This window comes from Companilactobacillus crustorum JCM 15951 (assembly GCF_001434585.1).
GTDB lineage: Bacteria > Bacillota > Bacilli > Lactobacillales > Lactobacillaceae > Companilactobacillus > Companilactobacillus crustorum.
The window spans coordinates 1-23345 of the sequence record NZ_AZDB01000023.1 but is presented as its reverse complement, the minus strand read 5'-3'; the positions used below and the strand labels follow the sequence as shown (position 1 = coordinate 23345).

Genomic DNA, 23345 nt, shown 5'->3' with positions numbered 1-23345 from the left:
AATGTAGAAAAATGAGAATTTTATTAATTTTGCTTGACGAATTATGAGCGTTGTTATAATCTTAGTAGCAACAAAAGAGGTCGCAATTGACATCAGTAAATGAGGGAGCTTCTGTAAAAGCTATGAACTTATTGAAAGGGGAAATTGCCGAAGCACTGGATTTTACAGAGTTCAGCGAGCTGGGGCGTGTTACTAAGAGAATACGAACTGTCGTAACTGAAGGGTTACGTTGAGCTTATGACTAATTGATGCAGATTATTTGTGGATCTCTTTGTTAATAAGCAAAGAGGTCCTTTTTTATTTGGAGGAGTGGAAAATATGATTATAAATGATTTAACAAGTGAGAACGGTCATTTAACGATAAGCGGCGTGGATAGTGTTGAATTAGTGAAAAAATATGGAACGCCATTGTATGTCTTTGATGTATCAAAAATTCGCGACCAAATAAAAAAATATAAAACTGCTTTTGAACAAAATAATTTAAAGTATCAAATAAGTTATGCTAGCAAGGCTTTTGCTGTCAAAGCTATTTATCAAATTATGCAAACAGAAAATGTTCACGTTGACGTAGTTTCTGGCGGTGAATTATACACCGCTTTAGCAGCTGGTTTTCCTAGTAATAAGATAAGTTTTCATGGAAATAATAAATCTTTTGAAGAATTAACAATGGCAGTTAAGAATCACGTTGGAGTTATTATGTTGGATAATTTTCATGAAATTGAATTGTTAGCACGTATTTTAAAGAGTGAACAGCAACAAATCCAAGTTATGTTGCGATTAACCCCAGGGATTTCTGCTCATACGCATAAGTATGATCAGACAGGGCAAACTGATAGTAAATTTGGCTTCGATGTCGAATCAGGTCAAGCAAAAAAAGCATTGGAGATGGTGCTAAACAATCCTAATATGAAAATGCTTGGGTACCATGCTCACATCGGATCACAAATTTTTGGAACCGAAGGTTTTAAATTATTAGCACAAAAAATGATTAAGATTGCTCAGAATTTTCAGACTGATTTTAATTATTGGCCTAAGATTCTTAATTTGGGTGGAGGCTTTGGAATTAGCTATAACGAAGATGACGATCCTATTTCTCCAACCGAATTTATTTCTCAAATAGCAGCTGAATTGAGAAATAGCGGTGAAGAAATCCCTGAAATTTGGATTGAACCCGGAAGATCAATTGTTGGTCCTGCTGGATATACGCTTTATAAAGTTGGTTCAAGAAAAGATATCCCTAATTTGTCAAGTTATCTTTCAGTTGATGGTGGTATGGGTGATAACATCAGGCCAGCATTGTATCAAGCCAAGTATGAAGCAGTTATCGCTAATAAGATGGATCAAGCAACTACTCAGACTGTCCATATTGCTGGTAAGTATTGTGAATCAGGCGATATATTGATTGATCAACAAGCTTTACCTACTACTGAACCGGGTGATATTTTAGCAATGTTAGATACGGGTGCTTATGGTTATTCTATGGCTATGAATTATAACCGTAATCCTAGACCAGCGGTGGTTTTTGTGGAAAATGGTCAGGATAAATTGGTAGTTAAACGGGAAACTTATCAAGATTTAATTAGTTTGGATTGTGACTATTAAAATGGAGGAAAGTTTAATGACAAAAATGAATGCTGAAGAAATCATCAATTATATAGGAAATTCTAAGAAAACAACTCCTGTAAAAGTTTATTTACAAGGGGATGTAAAACAAGTAGATTTTCCAGATGAAATTAAGGTTTTTAAAAGTTCTGATTTAGCAATTATTATTGGTGATTTCAAAGTAATTGAACCAATTTTAAATAATCATGATTTAACTGATTATTATGTTGAAACAGTGGCTCAAAATTCAGGTGTACCGATGCTAGATATCAAACATATTAATGCTCGAATTGAACCGGGGGCTATTATCAGAGATCAAGTTGAAATTGGTAGTAATGCCGTTATTATGATGGGAGCGGTAATTAATATTGGGGCTGAGATCGGTGCGAAAACAATGATTGATATGGGTGCTGTACTCGGTGGCCGTGCTATTGTTGGTAAAAATTCTCATATTGGAGCTAATGCTGTTTTGGCAGGAGTCGTTGAACCCGCTTCGGCTCAACCTGTAAGGGTAGGAGATAATGTCATTATTGGAGCTAACGCAGTTGTTTTAGAAGGTATTCAAGTGGGGGATAATGCTGTAGTTGGTGCAGGTGCAGTAGTTACGAAAGATGTTGCACCTGGTTCAGTCGTAGCAGGTATTCCAGCTAAAATTTTGAAAGTTAAGGATCAAAAGACAACTGATAAAACTCAAATTGAAGATACTTTAAGGAAGCTTTAATTATGACATTGTCAGAAACTGAGTTAATTAAAATCAGACGATATTTGCACACCATACCAGAATTAGCAATGCATGAAGTCAAAACTAAAGCATACCTATTAAAAGTTATCAAAACTTTCCCTCAAACTAATTTGGAAATTAAAGAGTTACCAGAATTACCAACCGCTCTGTTGGTGTTAGTTAGGGGACAAAATCCTCGAAGAAATATTGGTTATCGATGCGATATGGATGCCTTGCCGGTTAATGAAACTAACGATTTAAGTTTTAAATCAGCTACTCAAGGCATTATGCATGCATGTGGACATGATATTCATATGACAGTTGGTTTAGGAATTTTAAATTATTATAGTGAGCATCAACCACAAGACAATATGATCTTCTTCTTTCAGCCAGCGGAGGAATCAGAAAGTGGCGGTAAGGTGGCCTATGACCTGGGAGCATTTACGAATGATTTTAGGGTAGATGAATTTTATGGATTGCATGATAATCCTCTTCTAAAAGCCGGCGTGATTGGTTGTCGAAAGGGAACATTATTTGCTGGTACAACTGAAGTTAATATAAAAATTCAAGGAAAAAGTGGTCATGCTGCGTATCCTCATCTGGCTAATGATGCAATTGTGATAGCAGCAAATTTTATTGAACAAGTTCAAACGATTATTTCCCGAAATATTGATCCTGTTAAATGTGGCGTAATTACTTTCGGAAAATTGCAAGCTGGGGTAATTCGAAACGTTATTGCTGGCGAAGCAGAAATTGAGGGAACGATTCGAGGATTGACCCAAGAAATGATTGAGTTTATCCGTCAAAGAATTCTTGAAGTGGCTAGCGGTTTGGAGAAATCATTTAATTGTCAAATTACAGTTGAATATAATCAAGGCGGTTATTATCCAGTGGAAAATGATCCTAGGTTAACTGAACGTTTTATTACTTACATGAAAAATAACACTAAAGTCGAATTTGAAGAAACAGATCCTAAAATGACCGGCGAAGATTTTGGATATTTAATTAACAAAATTCCGGGAACAATGTTTTGGCTGGGAGTGGAAAGCAAAGGAAGTTTGCATTCGGCTGACTTTTTACCTAAAGAATCAGCTATTAAGATGGGTATTGATGCGGTAATTGGTTTCTTAAATTATCGAATGAATTTGGAGGAAAATTAATGTTTGAAAAAATTGATTTAATGACAGCCATAATTACACCTTTTGATGAGCATGAGCAAATTGATTATGAAGCTTTGAAAAAATTAACGGAATATTTATTGTCTACTGGCAGCCAAGGTTTTGTTATTGGTGGTACTACTGGCGAAACTCCAACTTTATCAGATGATGAAAAGATCGAGTTATATCAGAAGTTCGCTCAAATTGTACACGGTCGAGTGCCCATTGTTGCAGGTGCAGGTAGCAATAATACTGCTCAAACAATGAAATTCATTGATCAAATAGCGCAGATATCTGGAATTGATTTGGTATTAGTAGTTGTACCTTATTACAACAAACCCAATCAACGCGGGATGATAGCTCATTTTGAAACCATTGCCCAAAACTCGGCTTTGCCTATTATGATTTACAACATTCCGGGTCGGACAGGTGTTTTGATGGAAAAGGAAACCGTTGTAAAATTGGCTAAAAATCCAAATATTTTAGGGATCAAACAGTGCAATACCTTAGAAGATTTGGAATATATTGTTGAACATACGGATGATAATTTTGCAGTATATAGTGGTGAAGATACTCAGGCTTTGTTTGCTAAAGTTATTGGAGCTAATGGCGTTATTTCGGTTGCTTCTCATATATATGGCAATGAAATGACAGAGATGTATCGTGCTTTAGAAGAAGGCCATTATCAAATTGCAGGAAATATTCAACGACAATTGACTCCTAAAATGAATGCTTTATTCATGTATCCTTCACCTTCACCAGTTAAAGCTGCTTTAAATTATTTAGGTTTTGATGTCGGTGGCTGTCGTTTGCCAATTTTGCCATTAAATAAAATTGAGCAAGAAAAGTTATATAAAATTTTGGATCTTTAGGGAGTTTTTTGATGATAAAAGTAATTGTGTCAGGTTTTAACGGATCAATGGGCAAAAAAGCTATCAAAATGGTCAATAATGCTGATGATATGGAGCTAGTAGCGTGCTATAATCCTCAAATTAATAATTTAAATCCAGCAAGTTATGGTCTGAATAAAAATGTGAAAATTTTTAATAAACTAACTGAGATTGATATGAAAATTGATGTTTGGATCGATTTTTCTACACCTAGCGCAGTTTTTGAGAATACTAAATATGCTATTGAACATGATATTCATCCTGTTATTGGTACTAGTGGAATGAGTGAAGAACAAACTGAACAACTGCAAAAATTGGCTGATACTAAAAGTTTAGGTGGTATTATTGCTTCTAATTTTGGGCTATCAGCAGTTTTGATGATGAAATTTGCTCAAGTAGCGGCGCAGTATTTCTCTGAATCGGAAATCATTGAAAAGCACCATGCTGACAAAATCGATGCTCCTTCAGGAACGGCTTTGAACACAGCACGGTTGATTTATCAGGCTCGGGGTAAGGATCAAGCCCAGCCTAATAATGAGGATCCTATGCAAACAAGAGGCGGCGACTATCATGGAATAAAGATTCATGCCTTGCGTTTACCAGGATTTGTTGCTGACGAAGAAGTCATTTTTGGTGGTACCGGGGAGACTTTGACTATTTCGCAAAGTACAACTGATCGAGAGTCATTTATGACAGGTGTAAAGCTAGCCATATATAAAATAGTGAAATTAAATTACTTAGTTATCGGCCTAGAACAGATTATTTAGAAAATGTTTAAAAATATTACAAAAGCTCTAATATTTGAAGCAACTTTGTTATATTATTAAATTACATTAATTTTTAAGGAGTGTTCAAAATGCCAGAATTAGATTCGTCAGTAAAAACAGAATTGGATCCATCAGTAGTCGATGTAGTAAATAAAACAATTGCCCCTATGGGGAGATCAATGATCAGAGAATTTGCTGAAAAATTTGCTAAAATTCCTGGTTTGATTAAATTAACGCTTGGTGAACCTAATTTTAATGTCCCTGAGCACGTTAAGGATGCTGCAATTGAAAGTATTAAAGAAAATAAATCACATTATTCAGATCAAAAAGGTTTCCTAAGTTTGAGAGAGGCAGTTTCTGGCTATTTGAACAAACAATTCAATCTGAAATACGACCCTGAGTCAGAAGTCATCATTACTATTGGTGCAACTGAAGCAATTTTTGATTCTTTAGGAGCTATTATCAATCCCGGTGATAAAGTAATTATTCCTACGCCAACCTTTGCCTTATATATTCCAATTGTGAAGATATTAGGTGGAATTCCAGTTCAAGTAAATACAACAGCTGATGGTTTTCGTCTAACAGGTAAACATTTAGAACAAGTTATTGAAAAGGAGGGTCCTGATAAAGTTAAGGCTATGGTACTTAATTTTCCCGGTAATCCAACTGGTTTTGTTTATTCAAAGGATCAATTGCAAGAAATAGTCGATGTAGTAAAAGATAAGAGTATGTTTGTTATTTCTGATGAAATCTACGCTGAATTAACTTATGGTCATAAACATGTTTCTTTAGCAGAGTTGATGCCTGGCAAAACAATTATAATTAATGGCTTGTCTAAGTCGCATGCTATGACGGGATACCGGATTGGTTACATTGCTGGACCTAAAGATTTTGTTGAACAAGCTAATAAAATGCATGCCTTTACGGTTACAGCTCCCTCTAATCCAGCACAGTTTGCAGCAGAAGAAGCTTTGACTAATGGTATTGAAGATCCAGTTTATATGAGAGATATTTATCAAGATCGTCGTGATTTCTTAGTAGATCAGTTGAATGATATGGGATATGTAACTAAGATGCCTGAAGGAGCTTTTTACACATTTTCAAAAATTCCAGAAAAATATCATTTATCTTCAATTGAATTTGCTAATAAATTAGCCAACGAAGGTTTAGTTGGGGTAACACCTGGTGTTGCTTTTGGAGATGGTGGCGAAGGTCACTTTAGAATTTCATATGCTGCTTCGATGGAAGATATTCAAGAAGCTATGAAACGATTAAGAAAGTTTACAAATAATTTATAAATTTTATTTAAGGGATGAAGATTTATGAGTGATGGATATACAGTAGCAATTTTGGGTGCCACAGGTGCCGTAGGAACACGTTTAATTCAACAATTGGAACAATCAACCATTCCGGTTTCTCAAGTGAAGCTGTTGGCTTCATATCGTTCGGCTGGGAAAAAATTGCAGTTCAAAGGTAAAGAAGTGGTTGTAGAAGAAGCTAAACCAGAATCTTTTGAGAATGTTGATATAGTTTTGGCTTCAGCTGGTGGAGCAGTTTCAAAAAAGCTTTTGCCTGAGGCTGTTAAAAGAGGTGCCGTCTGTGTCGATAATACGAGTGCTTTTAGAATGGAAAAAGATGTTCCATTAGTTGTTCCTGAAGTTAATGAAGCTGCACTGTATAATCATCATGGAATAATTGCTAATCCTAATTGTTCAACTATTCAAATGATGGTAGCGTTGGAGCCGGTTAGAAAGGCTTTTGGCTTGAAGCAAATTATTGTCTCAACTTATCAAGCTGCAAGTGGTGCTGGTCAGAGTGCACTGAATGAACTGTACTCTGAAGCTCAGGATTATTTAGATGGCAAAGATATGAAGGCTGATATCTTTCCAACAAAGGGTGATAAAAAGCATTATCCATTAGCTTTCAATCTATTGCCACAGATTGATGTTTTGGAAGATAATCTTTATTCTCATGAGGAATGGAAGATGATTCACGAGACTAAGAAAATTATGTTAGATGACATGGATTCTCCTGAGATAAAAGTCACTGCTACTTGTGTCAGGGTTCCGGTTCCAATTAGTCATGGTGAGTCAATTTATATTGAAGTAAATGATAAGTCAGCTACAACAAAACAGATTCAAGAACTTATTAGAAAAGCTCCCGGTGCTGTATTGCAAGATGATCCAGCAAACCAAGTTTATCCTCAGCCAATTGCAGCAGTTGGCAGTCGTGAAACTTATGTGGGACGAATTCGTCCAGATTTAGAAAATCAAGGGGCTTTTAATATGTGGGTCGTTTCTGATAATTTATTAAAGGGTGCGGCTTGGAATACGGTTCAAATTGCAGAGAGACTTGTAGCTGATGATCTAGTTCACGTTAAATAAAAAATATGGGACATAGAAATTAACCTATGTTCCATATTTTTTTGCCTATTTCTGTTAAAATATTTAAAGACATTTAATTTCAGGTGAGAAAAAAATGAAGCGAATAATGAGTATATTTAACGAAGGCGTTTTGGATTTATTGGCCAATGCCGGAGTTGCGATACCGTATTTTTTCTGTTTGACTTTATATAATCAAAATAAAAATATCTTTGTCTATGCATTGCCATTTCTGATGCTGTATACTTTCAGAGCCTTAGGGATGTTGCTGACGACCTTTATTACATTGCCAGCGTCAACCATGTTAGCAATGTCGAGCCTTTTAGGCGTAATTGGCTCGTTATGTATTTTGGGTGCAAGCAATCCTATTTTAGGCATAGTCGGCGGTGTCCTATTAGGTTTAGCTTCGAGTTGGATCTGGCCTTACTATTTAACGGTTAGATCTCGAGGTAAATTGGATAAAGAATTTAAGTTCAATCAAATGCATACTTTGTCAGTTGTTTTGACATTATTGATTTTAGTAATTGTGCAGTTGATTGCTACAAAGACTAAATTATTAGATTTATCGTTTATATTGTTGGCTGTATTATTCTTTGCTGCAATGGTTGGCGGGATGCAAATAACGCATCGTTTAACTTTTTATCAAGGAATGGAAAAAAAGCCTAAATTTAAGATCAATTCGTTATTCAGTTTGATTGTTTTAGCTAGTTTGGTAATGTTAATTTTCATTATTCGATATAGCCGATTAAAAGCAGTTTCTAATACGTTTGATTTAGTTATCAGTATTATTGCAATCGTATTGTTTTTGTTCTTAGCTTATTATCAAATTGATATTCATAAAAAGATTTTTCCAGTCAGTTTAGTAGCTATTAATCGTGGTGTCGTAATGAATTACGTTATGCTTTATGCCATTTTTGACAGTACAGTTCGGTTTGGATTCAATACGTTAATGCCAATATATGGACTATACTTAATTGGCTTTGAATTAGGACCAGTCTTGCTTAAAAAACATCAATCATGGCGTTATCCATTATTGCTATTAGGATTGGTTTTAGCATTGCTAAATTATACTTACTTTATTGGCTTATTCTTATGTGCCATTTTTGTAGGGATGGATAATCGAATTTTGAATAATACTTTATATAATCATCCTAATTTGGATTCGGAACGTGCTTTCTTAATTAAATATCAATTGTCGTGTGTTGGTAATGTATCGCAGCAATTAGTTTATATGACGACAATTTATTTTATTAGTTATTTTACGAAAATAAATGCTTTAGGATTTTTCAATAGTCATGTTGCTGCAGGTCCTACTAATTCGATTCTATATATGGTACATATTTTTATAACAGCAATTGTTTTTCTATATGCAGCTGTCACATTTTATTTTGCTCGTGAAAAAGAGTAATTATTCCATTACAACGTTATAAGTGAAATTAATTGCAAAAAATTTGAACAAGAATATATGTTTGCCACAGCTCGTTTCTTTAGAATCATAACGACGATTTGTGAATCCGATATAATTATAAATTCAAAAAAATCTAAATGAGACTACAATATATTGTATGATTGTGTTATATACCACATCATATTGTATTTTGTAGTCTTATTTTTTAAATTATATTTTTGTAAAATGGTGGCAGCCTTTAGTTTTGCCGAGACTTTGGTTTAGGAGGAATACTTATGACGATGCAATTAGAAAGTCTAAAAACAATTTCAGTTGAAAAGAGAAGCGGCGTAAAAACTGACTTTTATCCTTACAAGATTGAATTCGTTTTGAATCAATTAGGATTAAATGATGATCAAATTAATTTGATCACTGATCAACTAGTTAAAAAAATAAGTGATTTGAGTCTGGTAACTACCACCCAGATTCATGATTTCATTGTTAAAGCTTTAAATGAAAATGATATGAAGCAAGCGGCTGATCAGTATGAAGAATATTTTGTAAATGATCAAAAAAAGTTTGCCAAAGCAACGAATGTTCAATTAAACATCGAACGGTTATTTAATCGAAATGATGACGTTGTCCATGAAAATGCTAATAAGGATAGCAATATTTTTAACACTCAGCGTGATTTGGAAGCAGGGGTAGCTAGTAGGGCTATGGGATTAAAAATGTTGCCTGAATTGGTTGCTAAGTCCCATTTACGTGGCGATATTCACTGGCATGATTTGGATTATTCACCAGTAACGCCTGAAACCAATTGCTGTTTGATTGATTTTGATGAAATGTTAAGCAATGGTTTTAAAATTGGTAATGCTTGGGTTGCTTCACCACGTTCAATTCAAACGGCAACAGCCCAAATGTCACAAATTATTGCCAATGTAGCGTCGTTACAGTATGGCGGGTGCTCGGCTAATAGAATTGATCAATTGTTAGCACCATATGCTGAAATTAACTACAAAAAACATTTGGCAGATGCTAAAAAGTGGATTGATGCTGATAAGCAAGAGGAATTTGCCAAAGAAAAGACTCGAAAAGATATCTATGATGCCATGCAGGCACTTGAATATGAAATCAATACTCTGTATTCATCACAAGGTCAAACTCCCTTTACGACAATCAATTTTGGCTTAGGGACTAGTTGGATCGAACGAGAAATTCAAAAATCTATTTTGGAAATTAGAATTAAAGGTTTGGGCAAAGAACATCGAACAGCTATTTTTCCTAAATTGACTTTTACTATTAAGCGGGGCTTGAATCTTGATCCAGGCGATCCCAATTACGATATTAAAAAGCTGGCTTTGGAATGTTCAACTAAAAGAATGTATCCGGACTTGTTAATGTACGATAAAATCAAGGAAATTACAGGGAGTTTTAAAACTCCTATGGGGTGTCGTTCATTTTTACAAGGTTGGAAAGATGAGACTGGTAAAGAGGTTAATTCTGGTCGAATGAATCTTGGCGTTGTAACGGTCAACTTACCGAGAATTGCTTTGGAATCTAAGGGAGATAAGGATTTGTTCTGGGAAATCTTTGATGAAAAAATGAAGATTTGTCACGCTGCCTTAGCTTATCGGATTGAGAGAACGAAGCAGGCTAAACCGGAGAATGCACCTTTACTTTACATGTATGGTGCTTTTGGCAAACGACTCAAAAAAAATGACAGTATTGATGAGTTATTTAAAAATGAACGAGCAACTGTTTCATTAGGATATATTGGTTTATATGAGGTTTGTACCGAATTTTATGGCAACAAATGGGAAAATAATCAAGAAGCACATGACTTTGCTGAAAGTATTGTTAAAGCGTTGCATGAAAAATGTCTTGAATGGGCTAAGGCAAGCGGCTATCACTATAGTCTTTATTCAACTCCAGCTGAATCGTTGACTGATACTTTCTGCCGAGATGATTTGGAAAAATTTGGATCAATTCCTGATATTACCGAGAAGGAATACTACACTAATAGTTTCCATTATGATGTACGCAAACATCCTACACCTTTTGATAAACTTACTTTTGAAGAGGTATTTCCTAAGTACGCTTCAGGTGGATTCATTCACTATTGCGAATACCCAAATCTACGTCAAAATCCTAAAGCACTCGAGGTAGTTTGGGATTGGGCTTATGATCATGTTGGCTATTTAGGTACTAATACTTCAATTGACCAATGTTTCGAATGTGGTTTTAAAGGTGAATTCAAGGCAACGGCGCGGGGCTTTGTTTGTCCACAATGTGGTAATCATGATCCTCAAACTTGCGATGTGGTTAAGAGAACTTGTGGATACCTTGGTAATCCTCAACAACGTCCAATGATTCATGGTCGTCACGTTGAAATAGCTTCACGTAGAAAAAATATGACTTCGGAGATGATAAAGCATGCGGCAAAATATGAGAGAGCCAAACAATCCGACTCCCAAAGAATGGTTAAGCAAGGACCACAGTCTTAAAAAAATTGCTGACTATAAGCCATTTAATTTTGTTGATGGTGAAGGGGTTAGATGCAGTTTGTACGTCTCAGGTTGCTTGTTTCGATGTCCTGGCTGTTATAACGTTGCAGCTCAAGATTTCCGTTATGGTAAACCTTATACTAAAGAGCTTGAAGATCGAATTATTGACGATCTCAGCCACAGCTATGTAGAGGGCTTGACGCTTTTAGGAGGAGAACCATTTTTAAATACGGAGGTTTGTTTAGCGTTATGCAAGCGTGTCAGAAAAGAATTCGGACATACTAAGAATATTTGGTCCTGGACTGGCTATTCTTGGGAAGAGCTAATGAAAGAATCTGATGATAAATTAGAAATGCTGTCGTTAATAGATATCTTAATTGATGGTAGATTCTTGTTGAGAAAGAAAGATTTAACATTACAATTCCGAGGTTCATCTAATCAAAGAGTTATTGATGTACCTAAATCACTACAAAGCGGAAAAGTTGTGATTTGGGATAAATTAGTTAGGTAATAATGCGCTTATCATATGATAAACGAAAATATTGTGACATCCATATCAAACAAAAGGTATGGGTGTTTTTTGTTTGCTTGAAATAGATTTAATTTGTAATAATGTTTATTAAATAACAGGATTCAAATTCTTAAATCTACTGCTGTAATCTATAAAGAGTCTTTATTAAAATGATATTTAAATAGGAATCATTCCAGATAAACGTTTTAAAAAATATCTTAAGCATGTATAATCAAGATAAAGATAAATTTATATTACGAGGGGATTGTGATTTTATGAACTCAGATAAGATCAAGCTTTATGGGACATTAACCATTGGTGTTATTGCGGCAGTTTTAGAATTTATTTTCCATTTGCCAAGTTATGCACAGTTGATTATTAGCGTCTTGGGTCTGATTCTGGCCTTGATTATGTTTATAGATATGGTTAAAGTTTTAAAATCAGGAAACTTTGGAATTGATTTGCTGGCTATAACGGCTATTGTAGCGACAATTGTTTTAGGCCAATACTGGGCTGGTTGGATTGTTCTTTTAATGCTCACTGGTGGGGACTCTTTGGAAGAGTATGCTGCCAATAAAGCTAAGAGTGAACTAAAATCATTGCTTGATAATACGCCTTCGCAGGCCCATATCGTAGTCAATGACAAGATTAAAGATATTGATATTGATGATGTTGCTATTGGCGATACACTGTTAATTCGTCCTAAGGAACAAGTTCCTGTTGATGGAGTGGTTGTTGAAGGGCAGTCAGAGGTCGATGAATCATCTCTAACTGGTGAATCTGTTCCGGTAAATGTCAATCAGGGCAAGCATGTTATGTCTGGATCTATCAATGGAGAAAATCCATTTAAGATCAAAGCAGAAAAGGTTGCGGCAGATTCTGAATATCAAGCCATTCTTAAATTGGTTAAGGAATCAGAAACGCATCCAGCTCATTTTGTTCGTTTAGCTGATCGTTATGCTGTGCCGTTTACTTTAATAGCCTATATTATTGCAGGCTTAGCTTGGTATTTTTCTAAAGATCCCGTTAGAATTGCCCAAGTATTAGTAGTAGCTTCCCCCTGTCCTTTAATTTTGGCTGCTCCAATTGCCTTTGTCTCTGGTATGAGTCGGACTAGTCGTAACGGTATTATCATAAAATCAGGTACGGCTTTAGAAAAGTTAAATTCTGCCAAAACAATTGCCTTTGATAAGACTGGGACCATTACTAAAGGACAATTAGTTGTTGATGAATTTAAGGCAGTAAATAACTTTGATGAAAAAGAAGTTATGTCTTATGCAGCTTCAATTGAGCAAAACTCTAGTCACGTTATGGCTGAGGCTATTGTTAATTTTACTAAAGAACATCAACTGTCTTTGCAGGATGCCACGAACTTAAAGGAAGTAACTGCTGAGGGAATTGTGGGAACAATTGATGGTAAGGTTATAAAAGTGGGGCAAGGTGAGTTTGTTACAGACCAGTCTGTCGATTCGGTAAAGGGTTCAGGAGTTTACATTTCAATTGATGGGCAATATGCAGGAGTATATAGCTTATTAGATCAAATACGTCCCGAATCTAAATCAACAATTCAAAAGTTAAAAGATTTTGGTATAAAGAATATTTTGATGATTTCGGGCGATAAAAAAGAAGCAACCGAAATGGTTGCTTCTGAAGTAGGTATTACGAAAGCTTATCCTTCAAGTTTACCCGCTGATAAAGTGAAAATCATAAAAAATTTGGATAAAGAATATCATCCTACAATTATGGTAGGTGACGGTATCAATGATGCTCCAGCTTTGGCTTTAGCTGACGTTGGTATTGCAATGGGATATAAAGGTGCTAATGCTGCTAGTGAATCTGCCGATGCCGTTATTCTGCAAGATGACCTTAGTAAAGTCAGTACAGTAGTGAAAATTGCCCACGATACAATGAAGGTTGCCCGTGAAGCAGTTTTAATTGGAATTTTTATTTGTGTAGCATTAATGATAGTAGCTGCTTTTGGATTGATTCCTACAGTCATTGGAGCGTTGTTACAGGAGGTTGTTGATACGGTTGCCATTCTATATGCTTTAAGAGCTCGTAGCGATCGCTTATAACCAGCCATAAGTGTCAAGATTCATATCGCGTTTAGGTAATTTAGAAACATAAGGATTGCCTTTAACAATAAAACGCATATTTTTAGAAGTCCAAGGTTCCTTATTCTTTACGCCAATTCTAGGTGTAGCGAGTATTTCTTGAGGAACTTGGACTTTTTTGCTGGAAAAAGAAAAGTTACCTTCATTTAACATAGTACCTGAAAGATCCTTATTTTTTATTCCAAAAGCGGACATCCATTTAGCTGGACCGTTAGTAGTTTCAAAACCAGTTCGATTGCGATTCTTTTCCATTGTAGCGATACCTTCAAGTGGCTGTAGAGCACGAATTAAAATTCCATTAGGAGTACCGGCTTTTTGAATGCTGATATCCATATCTAACCAACTATGTATAGAGTAAATGTAAATTGTCCCTCCAACTTGATAAAGTGGATCGTTAGCTGGAGTATGACGACCATTATAACTATGAGAGGCCATATCATCTGGTCCTAAATAGGCTTCGGTTTCAACTATTATTCCAGAAAAGGTATCTTGATCTGACTGGTAGGTAAAAGTGTGACCTAACATATCTTGTGCCAAATCCATGGTTGGAGCAGTTTCAAAGTATTTTTGCACGTTCAAAATTAATTATCCTCCTATTTTTGAAAAAAGTTCTAAAAAATGTAAAAAAAAGCTTGCTAGACCTTTATTATTATTGTATTATATTTCTTGTGCTTGAGAGAGCAATATATAAATAAATTGTATGACCCGTTGGTCAAGTGGTTAAGACACCGCCCTTTCACGGCGGTAACATGGGTTCAAATCCCGTACGGGTCACTTTTGGAGGATTAGCTCAGCTGGGAGAGCATCTGCCTTACAAGCAGGAGGTCACAGGTTCGATCCCTGTATCCTCCATCAAAAGAAAAAAGACATCTAACTTCGGTTGGATGTTTTTTTTGTTATAAAAAAGGGTGAAATAAGAATTGCTTCCTATTTCACTAAATTATTAAGATAAGATTACCAATCACTCGATAAAATAAATTTGGCTGTGAAAAATTGCGATAGCGTTTTAAAAGACACATTGTTACTACAAACAAAATAATAATTAGAGCTGTCCAGAGGCTAATATAGTTCAATAAAAATAGGATAAAACTTAATCCAGAAATAGTTGCCAAACCAGCATAGTCGAATTTGTTACCTTCGAAGTAATTAATAAGTACTGTAGCCAAATTGACTAATAATAATGGTACCATGAAGTTAATTGAAATAAAGTGCATGTAAGTGAAGGCAAGGGCGATTGACATAAAACTTGGTACGATAAAATTTTTTATTAGTGCGACGATATTTTGATAGTTTTCAGGTAAATATTTAGTCATATATAAGAAAGCTAGCTGTGTAAAAATCAAAATTGTGACGAAAATATTCAATGAATGCATTGAAAGCAATGCTAAAACTAAATATATGAAACTGTACAAAATGTGAAAGTATTTATTAGGATTTAAAGTTAAAATATACTCTTTATACAGAGCAACCATGGCGACCATGATTATCAAAAATCCATGAAGTGAATAGTTATTCAGATTATGTACAAAGATAAAAATAAATGGAAAGATATGATAACTAATAAATTCAATAAAAGCTGCTAATAATTTTTTAGATTTTAACTTATCCATAGAAACTCCTTTAGACTATAAAATTATATTAATGTAGAAGAAGAATCACGTCAAACCGATTTTTTTCATGAAAATGAATTAATTTTGTGTTAACCTATTAAAAGGTTCCTGATGGGATCCTTTTTTTGTTTAAGGAGAGGCCCTGTAACCGAGAAGGTGGAAAAGAAAATATGTCAAAAAATTATTTATTTACTTCTGAATCAGTTTCAGAAGGACATCCAGATAAAGTTGCTGATCAAATAAGTGATGCAATTCTCGATGCTATTCTTGCAAAGGATAAAGATGCACGTGTTGCCTGTGAAACGACTGTAACAACTGGTTTAGTATTAGTTGTTGGTGAGATTTCAACTACTGCATATGTAGATATTCAAAGTGTTGTACGTAAGACAATTACTGATATCGGTTATGATGGTTCAAATCCTGGCTTTAATGGTAACAGCTGTGCCGTGTTAGTTGCCCTTGATGAACAATCTCCTGATATTGCTCAAGGTGTTGACGATGCGCTTGAAGAACGTGGCAATGATGATAAAGATCCTTTGGATCAAATCGGTGCTGGCGATCAAGGTTTTGTCTTTGGTTTTGCTACAGATGAAACTAAAGAATTTATGCCTTTGCCAATTTCATTAGCTCATAAGTTAATGAGAAAGACAGCTGAAGTTAGAAAGAATGGAACAATTGATTACTTAATGCCTGATGCTAAGTCACAAGTAACAATTGAATATGATGAAAATGATCATCCAGTTCGTGTTGATACAATTGTTTTGAGTACTCAACATAAAGCTGAAGCAAGTTTGGAACAAGTTCAAAAAGATATTAAAAAGTATGTTATCGATGAAGTTGTTCCCGCAAATATGATGGACGATAAGACTAAAATTCTTATCAATCCTACTGGTCGCTTCGTAATTGGAGGACCGGAAGGTGATTCTGGTTTAACTGGACGTAAAGTTATCGTTGATACATACGGTGGCTTTGCCCGTCACGGTGGTGGTGCCTTTTCAGGTAAAGATGCTACTAAGGTTGACCGTTCAGCTAGTTATGCTGCTAGATATATTGCTAAGAACCTAGTAGCAGCTGGTGTTGCTGAAAAAGTTGAAATTCAAGTTGCCTATGCTATCGGGGTTGCTAAACCAGTTTCAATTCATGTTGATACATTTGGTACAAGTGATTTTACTGAGGAACAAATCGAAGAAGTTATTAATAAGTTCTTTGATCTTCGTCCATTAGGTATCATCAAAATGTTGGATCTACAAAGACCAATTTATAAGAAGACGGCCGCATATGGTCACTTCGGACGTACAGATATCGATTTACCTTGGGAAAGACTTGATAAAGTTGATGACATCAAGAGTTTTCTAAAAATTTAATCGGTGATTACAGAGGCGTTCTTAAAGTTTATCTTTAGGAATAGTCTCTTTTTTTATGGGAGGAATTATTTAATGGCACAGAAAAATCAGTCGAACGTTGTTATTGTTACGATTGCTGTTTTTATAGCAACTTTTATGACCGCAATCGAGGGGACAATCGTTTCAACGGCTATGCCAACAATTATTGGTAGTTTACATGGGGTTAGCTTAATGAATTGGGTCTTCTCAATTTATTTACTTATGACCGCCGTAGCAACACCTATTTATGGAAAGTTATCCGATATCGTCGGTCGAAAACCAATTTTATTGATTGGTTTGGTTATTTTTGTAATTGGATCAACGCTTTGTGCAATGTCTAATTCAATGCTGACCCTAATCTTGGCCCGTGTAATTCAGGGGATTGGTTCAGGAGCGATTCAACCATTGACCTTCACAATTATTGCCGATATTTATCCACTCGAAAAAAGAGCTCGGATTCTTGGCTTGAATGGATCAGCTTGGGGAATTGCCGCCGTTATTGCACCGTTATTGGGTGGCTTTATTGTTGAAAAATTAAGCTGGCACTGGGTATTTTTAATTAACTTGCCAGTTGGTTTAATTACGATGGGATTAATTTGGTTCTTCTTTAAAGAAGAAAAACGTGAGCATGAAAAACTGCGAATCGATTATATGGGAACCATTATGTTGATTTTAGTTTTATTGCCATTAATGTTGGCTCTTCAAAATATTGGTACTGGTAACCTGATTTTGCCATTAGGTTTAGTAGTAGTGTCAATTATTTCAGTTTTTGCTTTTATTCATATTGAAAAAAGAGTTAATGATCCAATTTTGCCTTTGGGATTATTTAAAAATAAAACTTTTGTTATTCAAAATATTTTAGCTCTTTTAGTTAGTGGTTTTTTGATTGGTTTTGAAGCATATATTCCTACTTGGATGCAAGGAATTTTAGGATTAAGTCCATCGATGGGTGGTTTTGCTGTCACACCTAGTTCTATTGTGTGGATTTTTGGATCATTCTGGGCAGGATCATTAATCAAAAAAATGGCACCTAATCGTATTATCTATATCAGTTTATTCTTTTTAGCAATCGCCAATGGTTTATTGTTATTGGCTAATCCAACTTCACCATTTTGGTATTTCTGTATGTTAGCTGGAATTGCGGGTTTAGGATTCGGTTTGACAATTACAACTACGACTGTAACCTCACAGACAGTTGTTGCACCAGAGAATGTGGGGGTTGCTACAAGTTTCAATACCTTATTGAGAACTATTGGTCAATCTATGATGGTTTCAGTCTATGGAATTGTTCTCAATACAGCTTTGGCAAAGGGAGCTGCTTCAGACAGTAGAATTACTGTCGATATGATGAATAAACTGATTGATCCTCAGACCGCTAACTCATTGCCACAGCAGCTTTTACCCAAAATGCGACAAATTCTTTTTTCAGGATTGCACAATATTTATGTTGCTACTCTTGTATTATTAATATTGGGTTTATTTCTTAATGCCTTTGAGCTGAAAAATCGAAAGATTTTGGGCTCTGAATAATAGAGTATTGAAAGTCAGGATAGTAGCTGCTAGAAGATATCCTCCAAGGACGTCGCTAGGATAGTGAACACCTAAAAATATACGACTATATCCGATTGCTAGCACCATAACAATGCAAAGTGTACCGACAATTATTTTAGTACGAGCCTTTTTTAAAATATAAAGGCTGATGATTAAAATCGAAATGTAAAGTGCAAATGAACTTGCTGAGTGTCCGCTAGGGAAACTGTAACCTCCAGCATAGACATAATGTCTATGGCTAGGGCGTGGTCTAGTAACAATATTCTTTATAAAACTATTCAATCCGGAAATAACAACTTTGTTAAATACGAGATAAATTGCAGCGTAGTAGTATTTTTTGATAATTAGAATTAAAAAGACTGCTGCCGCTAAGAAAATTGTTTCGTAGGTATCACCAAAATTGGTAATTAAACTGAAAAGTTTAATCGTAAAATTATTATGGTGGTAGATTTGAGCAATCCAAAAATTGTCGTAATTTTTAATTAGAGTTGTCTGTAAAGTTACATTAATAGTCCAGAAGATGAATAGAATTAATAAAAGTATATTCAAAAGTGATATTTTCTTAGATATTTTCATGTTTTTTGATCTCTCTATTGTTTAAGTTTTTGTTAAGAAATATAATAAAGTATAAAGATTTTGAGGGAGAGCAGATATTTATGATTATTACACGTCATGAACGCAAAATCGAAGATAGTCGTTTGACTAGATTAAATAATAAAAAAAGTAAGAACGCAAACTTACGTAGGAAAATGACAATTCTAGGGTCAAGTATGTTCGTTGGAGCTGCAGTGGCTGAAATTTCTAATATTTCTACTGTAACGCCAGTTAAGGCTGAAGCTTTGTCAGTTAATAATTTGATCAATCAAAATTCTAACGTAACAACTACACCGGTTAGTTCTAAAGGTGTCGGCGATCAGGATTTTATTGATTATATTGGGAACTCCGCTCGTAAGTTAGCATCTAACAATGACTTATATGCATCTGTTATGATTGCTCAAGCTATGGTAGAAAGTGGCTGGGGAACTAGTGGCTTAGCTAGTGCGCCTAATTATAATCTCTTTGGAATTAAAGGGGATTACAATGGCTCGTCAGTAAATATGGGTACTCAAGAAGACGATGGAACTGGTAATCTTTATTCAATCAGCTCTAATTTTAGAAATATCCTTCATATAAAGAATCTCTTGAAGATTATGTTTCATTGCTACGTGGTGGTACTTCAGGAAATTCACAAATGTATGCAGGAACATGGAAGAGTAATACCAAGTCATATAAGGATGCTACTAAGTATCTTACAGGACGTTATGCGACTGATACGACTTATGCGGATAAGTTAAATAGTGTCATTGAAAAATATAATTTGACGCAATTCGATACCGTTTCTGATAAGGATCAAACTTACACAGTTGCTCAAGGCGATACCTTACAATCAATTGCTGATAAATTCAATATGACAACAGATACTTTGATGAATTTGAATAATTTAAAGACTGATAATTACATTTATCCAGGTAAGACCTTGACTATAACGCAAGTTATTGGTGAAGGCGGTCAGCCATTATCTATGACTAATTTATCTAATAAGACAACAACTAATACTAGTTCAAGTGATACTGGCAGCGTTGGGGATGCTTATGGCAGTCAACAAGCTCCAGTTGTTGTACAAGATGAACGTAATGGCGTTAAAAAATATGTAGCATCAGATGATTCAGATTCTGATTCTTCTGCCATCAATGTGCAAAATGATTACAGTTCAAATGATTCTAATGATTCAAGTAGTCAGAATAGTTCAGTAACTGTTCAAAGTGGCGATACAATTGATTCGATTGCTTCACAAGCTGGAACTACAGTTGCTAATGTTAAAAAATTAAATAATTTAAATTCTGATTTATTGGTTGTCGGACAAACATTAATGGTATAAGATATAAAACAACGGAAGTAGTAGATTATAAAAATACTTTTCAGAAAGCGCATGGGGATGTGAATGCGTAGATTTTTATTTTCGAACTCGTCCACTGATAATAGTTGCCGAACTTAGAGTAAGTGACTACGATTTATCCTCGTTAAGGATTTTGAGAGTCGTACTTATTTGTGTACGGAACTTAGGTGGTAACGCGATAACTCGTCCTATGATTAATTTAATAATCATAGGACTTTTTTTGTATAGGAGGAGAAATATGTACAATCACAATACCGTTGAGAAGAAATGGCAAAAGTATTGGAAGGAAAACGATACTTTTAGAACTACTAATGATCCGAAGAAGAAGAACTTTTATGCTTTGGATATGTTTCCATATCCATCAGGTCAAGGACTACATGTTGGCCACCCTGAAGGATATACAGCTACGGATATTATTGCCAGAATGAAACGTGCACAAGGATATAATGTTTTGCATCCAATGGGATTTGATGCTTTTGGATTGCCAGCAGAACAATATGCTTTGAATACTGGTCACAATCCAGCTGAGTTTACTGAAAAAAATATTCAAAACTTTAAGCGTCAGATTAATTCATTAGGATTTTCATATGATTGGGATCGTGAAGTTCAAACAACCGATCCTAAATTCTACAAATGGACACAATGGATTTTTGAACAGATGTATAAGAAAGGCTTGGCTTATGAAGCTGAAGTTCCTGTTAATTGGTCGCCAGATTTGGGAACTGTTGTTGCTAATGAGGAAATTATTGATGGTAAGACTGAACGTGGTGGTTTCCCCGTTATCAGAAAACCAATGCGCCAATGGATGTTAAAAATTACAGCTTATGCTGACAGATTAATTGATGACTTGGATGATATTGATTGGCCTGAAAGTATTAAAGAAATGCAAAGAAATTGGATTGGTCGTTCAGTTGGGGCTCAAATTACTTTCCCAGTTGCTGATTCAGATGATAAGATCAATATCTTTACGACTAGACCAGATACAATTTTTGGTGTTGAGTATATGACTTTGGCTCCTGAACATGATTTGGTTGACAAAATTACAACACCAGAGCAAAAAGCTGCAGTTGCCGCTTATAAAGAGGAAGTTTCTCATAAGTCTGATCTTGATAGAACAGATTTGAATGATGAAAAGACTGGTGTCTTCACTGGTGCATATGCTATTAATCCTGTTAGTGGCAAAAAGATTCCAATCTGGATTTCCGATTATGTGTTAGTAACTTACGGAACTGGTGCGGTTATGGCCGTTCCAGCTCATGATGATCGTGATTTTGCTTTTGCAACTAAATTCCATTTGCCAATGACACAGGTTATTGAAGGAAAATTAGAAAATGGTGCAATTACTGGCGATGGCAAGCACATTAATTCTGATTTCTTAGATGGTTTGAATAAAGAAGATGCCATTAAACGCGCAGTTGAATACTTTGAAGACAAGGGTATTGGTAAGAAGAAAGTCAATTATCGTTTACGTGATTGGGTCTTCAGTCGTCAAAGATACTGGGGAGAACCAATTCCTGTTATTCATTGGGAAGATGGTACAACTTCACTTGTTCCCGAAGATGAATTGCCATTGGAATTGCCAGCTGATCAAAATATTAAGCCTTCTGGTACTGGCGAGAGTCCATTAGCTAACTTGACTGATTGGGTAAATGTTGTGGATAAAAATGGTCGTAAAGGTCGTCGTGAAACTAATACAATGCCACAATGGGCCGGTTCTTCATGGTACTACTTAAGATATATTGATCCACATAATGATAAGGAATTGGCTGACTATGATCTTTTGAAAGAATGGTTACCAGTTGATCTTTATATTGGTGGGGCTGAGCATGCGGTGTTGCACTTGCTTTATGCTCGTTTCTGGCACAAAGTTCTTTATGACTTGGGCGTTGTTCCAACCAAAGAACCTTTCCAAAAGCTCTTTAACCAGGGAATGATTCTTGGTAAGGGTCATGAAAAGATGTCTAAATCAAAGGGGAATGTTGTTAACCCTGATGACGTAGTTGATTCATATGGTGCTGATACCTTAAGAACTTATGAAATGTTCATGGGTCCTTTGGATGCTTCAATTGCTTGGTCAGAAAACGGATTATCAGGTTCATCTAAGTTCTTGGATCGCGTTTGGAATTTGTTTGTTAATGATGATGATTACAGTACTCTCAAGGATGATTTCTTAACGGAGTCAAATGATGGTAAGCTGGATAAAATTTACAATGAAACCGTTAAAAAGGTTACTGAAGATTACGATGCCATGCATTTTAACACAGCTATTTCTCAAATGATGGTCTTTGTAAATGAAGCACATAAGGTTGAGACAATGCCAAAGGCCTATGCTGAAGGATTAGTTCAACTCTTAGCTCCAATTGCACCACATATGATGGAAGAATTATGGAGCAAGTTTGGTCATACAGAATCAATCTCTTATGCTAAATGGCCTACATACGATGAAAGTAAATTAGTTTCTGACACTGTTGAAATTATCGTTCAAGTTAATGGTAAATTAAGAGACAAATTGGAAGTTGCTACGGGTACTTCTAAGGATGAATTAGAGAAAATTGCTACAAATGATGAAAAGATTCAAAAATTTATCGGCGACAAGAAAATCGTAAAAGTTATCGTTATTCCTAATAAGATTGTTAACATCGTTGTTAAATAAAAAATATCAAAAAAGAGCCTCGGAGTAATCCGAAGCTCTTTTTTTGTTGAATCATAAAATTTAATCAAACTTTTAAAGGTGATCATATATTATATGAAGGAATTTTAACTTTATGAATAATTGCATAATTCTAAATTGTAGGTGAGCTTATGGTAGATTGTAAAATTAATCCGAAC

General features: G+C 35.2%; 17 protein-coding genes, 2 tRNA genes, 1 pseudogene, 2 riboswitches and 1 other annotated feature. Of the genes and pseudogenes, 17 read left to right on the top strand and 3 right to left on the bottom strand.

What is annotated here, in order from left to right; translation table 11 throughout:
* Positions 1–66: 66 nt before the first annotated feature.
* Positions 67–245, top strand: a riboswitch (Lysine riboswitch).
* Positions 246–309: 64 nt separating this feature from the next.
* The 11 genes from lysA to FD26_RS07225 all read left to right on the top strand — a co-directional run bounded on the left by lysA (position 310) and on the right by FD26_RS07225 (position 13998).
* On the top strand, positions 310–1602 hold the full coding sequence (gene lysA, locus FD26_RS07275) for a diaminopimelate decarboxylase (RefSeq protein ID WP_371862033.1): 1293 nt from the start codon (positions 310–312) through the stop codon (positions 1600–1602).
* Positions 1603–1618: 16 nt separating this feature from the next.
* On the top strand, positions 1619–2323 hold the full coding sequence (dapD, locus tag FD26_RS07270; RefSeq protein ID WP_057867767.1) for a 2,3,4,5-tetrahydropyridine-2,6-dicarboxylate N-acetyltransferase: 705 nt from the start codon (positions 1619–1621) through the stop codon (positions 2321–2323).
* Between the two features lie 2 nt (positions 2324–2325).
* Entirely contained in the window at positions 2326–3483 is a 1158-nt protein-coding gene (locus tag FD26_RS07265; protein WP_057867766.1) for an N-acetyldiaminopimelate deacetylase, read from the top strand.
* Positions 3483–4352, top strand: a complete 870-nt coding sequence (gene dapA, locus FD26_RS07260; RefSeq protein WP_057867765.1) for a 4-hydroxy-tetrahydrodipicolinate synthase — start codon at positions 3483–3485, stop codon at positions 4350–4352. The genes FD26_RS07265 and dapA overlap by 1 nt, the downstream gene beginning before the upstream one ends.
* Positions 4353–4363: 11 nt before the next feature.
* A complete protein-coding gene (dapB, locus tag FD26_RS07255; RefSeq protein WP_057867764.1) occupies positions 4364–5137 on the top strand; it encodes a 4-hydroxy-tetrahydrodipicolinate reductase in 774 nt (257 codons plus the stop codon).
* An 89-nt stretch (positions 5138–5226) separates the two neighbouring features.
* Positions 5227–6435 (top strand): aminotransferase class I/II-fold pyridoxal phosphate-dependent enzyme, encoded by a 1209-nt coding sequence (locus FD26_RS07250; protein WP_057867763.1) that lies wholly within the window; start codon positions 5227–5229, stop codon positions 6433–6435.
* Between the two features lie 24 nt (positions 6436–6459).
* Positions 6460–7521: an aspartate-semialdehyde dehydrogenase gene (locus FD26_RS07245; protein WP_057867762.1), complete on the top strand. Its 1062-nt coding sequence runs from the start codon at positions 6460–6462 to the stop codon at positions 7519–7521.
* A gap of 94 nt (positions 7522–7615) precedes the next feature.
* The gene (locus FD26_RS07240; protein WP_057867761.1) at positions 7616–8926 is read left to right on the top strand and encodes a hypothetical protein; all 1311 of its coding nucleotides are present in this window, start codon (positions 7616–7618) and stop codon (positions 8924–8926) included.
* Positions 8927–9201: 275 nt separating this feature from the next.
* Positions 9202–11412: an anaerobic ribonucleoside-triphosphate reductase gene (gene nrdD / locus FD26_RS07235; RefSeq protein ID WP_057867760.1), complete on the top strand. Its 2211-nt coding sequence runs from the start codon at positions 9202–9204 to the stop codon at positions 11410–11412.
* Positions 11342–11923, top strand: a complete 582-nt coding sequence (gene nrdG / locus FD26_RS07230; RefSeq protein WP_057867759.1) for an anaerobic ribonucleoside-triphosphate reductase activating protein — start codon at positions 11342–11344, stop codon at positions 11921–11923. The genes nrdD and nrdG overlap by 71 nt, the downstream gene beginning before the upstream one ends.
* 275 nt (positions 11924–12198) lie before the next feature.
* Positions 12199–13998, top strand: coding sequence for a heavy metal translocating P-type ATPase (locus FD26_RS07225; RefSeq protein WP_057867758.1), 1800 nt, complete (start codon positions 12199–12201; stop codon positions 13996–13998).
* Here the strand turns inward: FD26_RS07225 and FD26_RS07220 are convergent.
* Positions 13993–14610 carry a DNA-3-methyladenine glycosylase gene (locus FD26_RS07220; RefSeq protein ID WP_232230866.1) on the bottom strand — a complete coding sequence of 206 codons (618 nt, stop codon included), beginning with the start codon at positions 14608–14610 and terminating at the stop codon, positions 13993–13995. The genes FD26_RS07225 and FD26_RS07220 overlap by 6 nt on opposite strands.
* A 129-nt stretch (positions 14611–14739) precedes the next feature.
* Between FD26_RS07220 and FD26_RS07215 the strand changes: the two genes are divergently transcribed.
* Positions 14740–14811 (top strand) — tRNA-Glu (locus tag FD26_RS07215).
* A gap of 5 nt (positions 14812–14816) precedes the next feature.
* Positions 14817–14889: transfer RNA gene (locus FD26_RS07210), tRNA-Val, on the top strand.
* An 83-nt stretch (positions 14890–14972) separates the two neighbouring features.
* On the opposite strand, the gene FD26_RS07205 is transcribed toward FD26_RS07210, so the two are convergent.
* Positions 14973–15647: a hypothetical protein gene (locus FD26_RS07205; protein ID WP_057867757.1), complete on the bottom strand. Its 675-nt coding sequence runs from the start codon at positions 15645–15647 to the stop codon at positions 14973–14975.
* Positions 15648–15739: 92 nt separating this feature from the next.
* Positions 15740–15820, top strand: a riboswitch (SMK box riboswitch).
* Between FD26_RS07205 and metK the strand changes: the two genes are divergently transcribed.
* A complete protein-coding gene (gene metK / locus FD26_RS07200; protein WP_057867756.1) occupies positions 15818–17011 on the top strand; it encodes a methionine adenosyltransferase in 1194 nt (397 codons plus the stop codon). It overlaps the preceding riboswitch by 3 nt.
* A gap of 72 nt (positions 17012–17083) precedes the next feature.
* Entirely contained in the window at positions 17084–18559 is a 1476-nt protein-coding gene (locus FD26_RS07195) for an MDR family MFS transporter (protein ID WP_057867755.1), read from the top strand.
* Here FD26_RS07195 and FD26_RS07190 read toward each other — a convergent pair.
* Positions 18506–19156 carry a phosphatase PAP2 family protein gene (locus tag FD26_RS07190; protein WP_057867754.1) on the bottom strand — a complete coding sequence of 217 codons (651 nt, stop codon included), beginning with the start codon at positions 19154–19156 and terminating at the stop codon, positions 18506–18508. The two genes, FD26_RS07195 and FD26_RS07190, sit on opposite strands and share 54 nt — an antisense overlap.
* A gap of 173 nt (positions 19157–19329) precedes the next feature.
* Here FD26_RS07190 and FD26_RS11470 point away from each other — a divergent pair.
* Both FD26_RS11470 and leuS read left to right on the top strand, forming a co-directional pair.
* A pseudogene (locus FD26_RS11470) lies at positions 19330–20057 on the top strand (LysM peptidoglycan-binding domain-containing protein); the annotation flags it as partial.
* A 439-nt stretch (positions 20058–20496) separates the two neighbouring features.
* Positions 20497–20710 (top strand) — a binding site (T-box leader).
* A gap of 44 nt (positions 20711–20754) precedes the next feature.
* Positions 20755–23169: a leucine--tRNA ligase gene (leuS, locus tag FD26_RS07175; RefSeq protein ID WP_057867751.1), complete on the top strand. Its 2415-nt coding sequence runs from the start codon at positions 20755–20757 to the stop codon at positions 23167–23169.
* The last annotated feature ends 176 nt before the right edge of the window (positions 23170–23345 follow it).

What these genes read in the sequence shown, in the direction of transcription:
- dapD (WP_057867767.1), top strand. Translation starts at nt 1,619, where the DNA reads ATGACAAAAATGAATGCTGAAGAAATCATCAATTATATAGGAAATTCT.
- FD26_RS07265 (WP_057867766.1), top strand. Translation starts at nt 2,326, where the DNA reads ATGACATTGTCAGAAACTGAGTTAATTAAAATCAGACGATATTTGCAC.
- dapA (WP_057867765.1), top strand. Translation starts at nt 3,483, where the DNA reads ATGTTTGAAAAAATTGATTTAATGACAGCCATAATTACACCTTTTGAT.
- dapB (WP_057867764.1), top strand. Translation starts at nt 4,364, where the DNA reads ATGATAAAAGTAATTGTGTCAGGTTTTAACGGATCAATGGGCAAAAAA.
- FD26_RS07250 (WP_057867763.1), top strand. Translation starts at nt 5,227, where the DNA reads ATGCCAGAATTAGATTCGTCAGTAAAAACAGAATTGGATCCATCAGTA.
- FD26_RS07245 (WP_057867762.1), top strand. Translation starts at nt 6,460, where the DNA reads ATGAGTGATGGATATACAGTAGCAATTTTGGGTGCCACAGGTGCCGTA.
- FD26_RS07240 (WP_057867761.1), top strand. Translation starts at nt 7,616, where the DNA reads ATGAAGCGAATAATGAGTATATTTAACGAAGGCGTTTTGGATTTATTG.
- nrdD (WP_057867760.1), top strand. Translation starts at nt 9,202, where the DNA reads ATGACGATGCAATTAGAAAGTCTAAAAACAATTTCAGTTGAAAAGAGA.
- nrdG (WP_057867759.1), top strand. Translation starts at nt 11,342, where the DNA reads ATGCGGCAAAATATGAGAGAGCCAAACAATCCGACTCCCAAAGAATGG.
- FD26_RS07225 (WP_057867758.1), top strand. Translation starts at nt 12,199, where the DNA reads ATGAACTCAGATAAGATCAAGCTTTATGGGACATTAACCATTGGTGTT.
- FD26_RS07205 (WP_057867757.1), bottom strand. Translation starts at nt 15,647, where the DNA reads ATGGATAAGTTAAAATCTAAAAAATTATTAGCAGCTTTTATTGAATTT.
- metK (WP_057867756.1), top strand. Translation starts at nt 15,818, where the DNA reads ATGTCAAAAAATTATTTATTTACTTCTGAATCAGTTTCAGAAGGACAT.
- FD26_RS07195 (WP_057867755.1), top strand. Translation starts at nt 17,084, where the DNA reads ATGGCACAGAAAAATCAGTCGAACGTTGTTATTGTTACGATTGCTGTT.
- FD26_RS07190 (WP_057867754.1), bottom strand. Translation starts at nt 19,156, where the DNA reads ATGAAAATATCTAAGAAAATATCACTTTTGAATATACTTTTATTAATT.
- leuS (WP_057867751.1), top strand. Translation starts at nt 20,755, where the DNA reads ATGTACAATCACAATACCGTTGAGAAGAAATGGCAAAAGTATTGGAAG.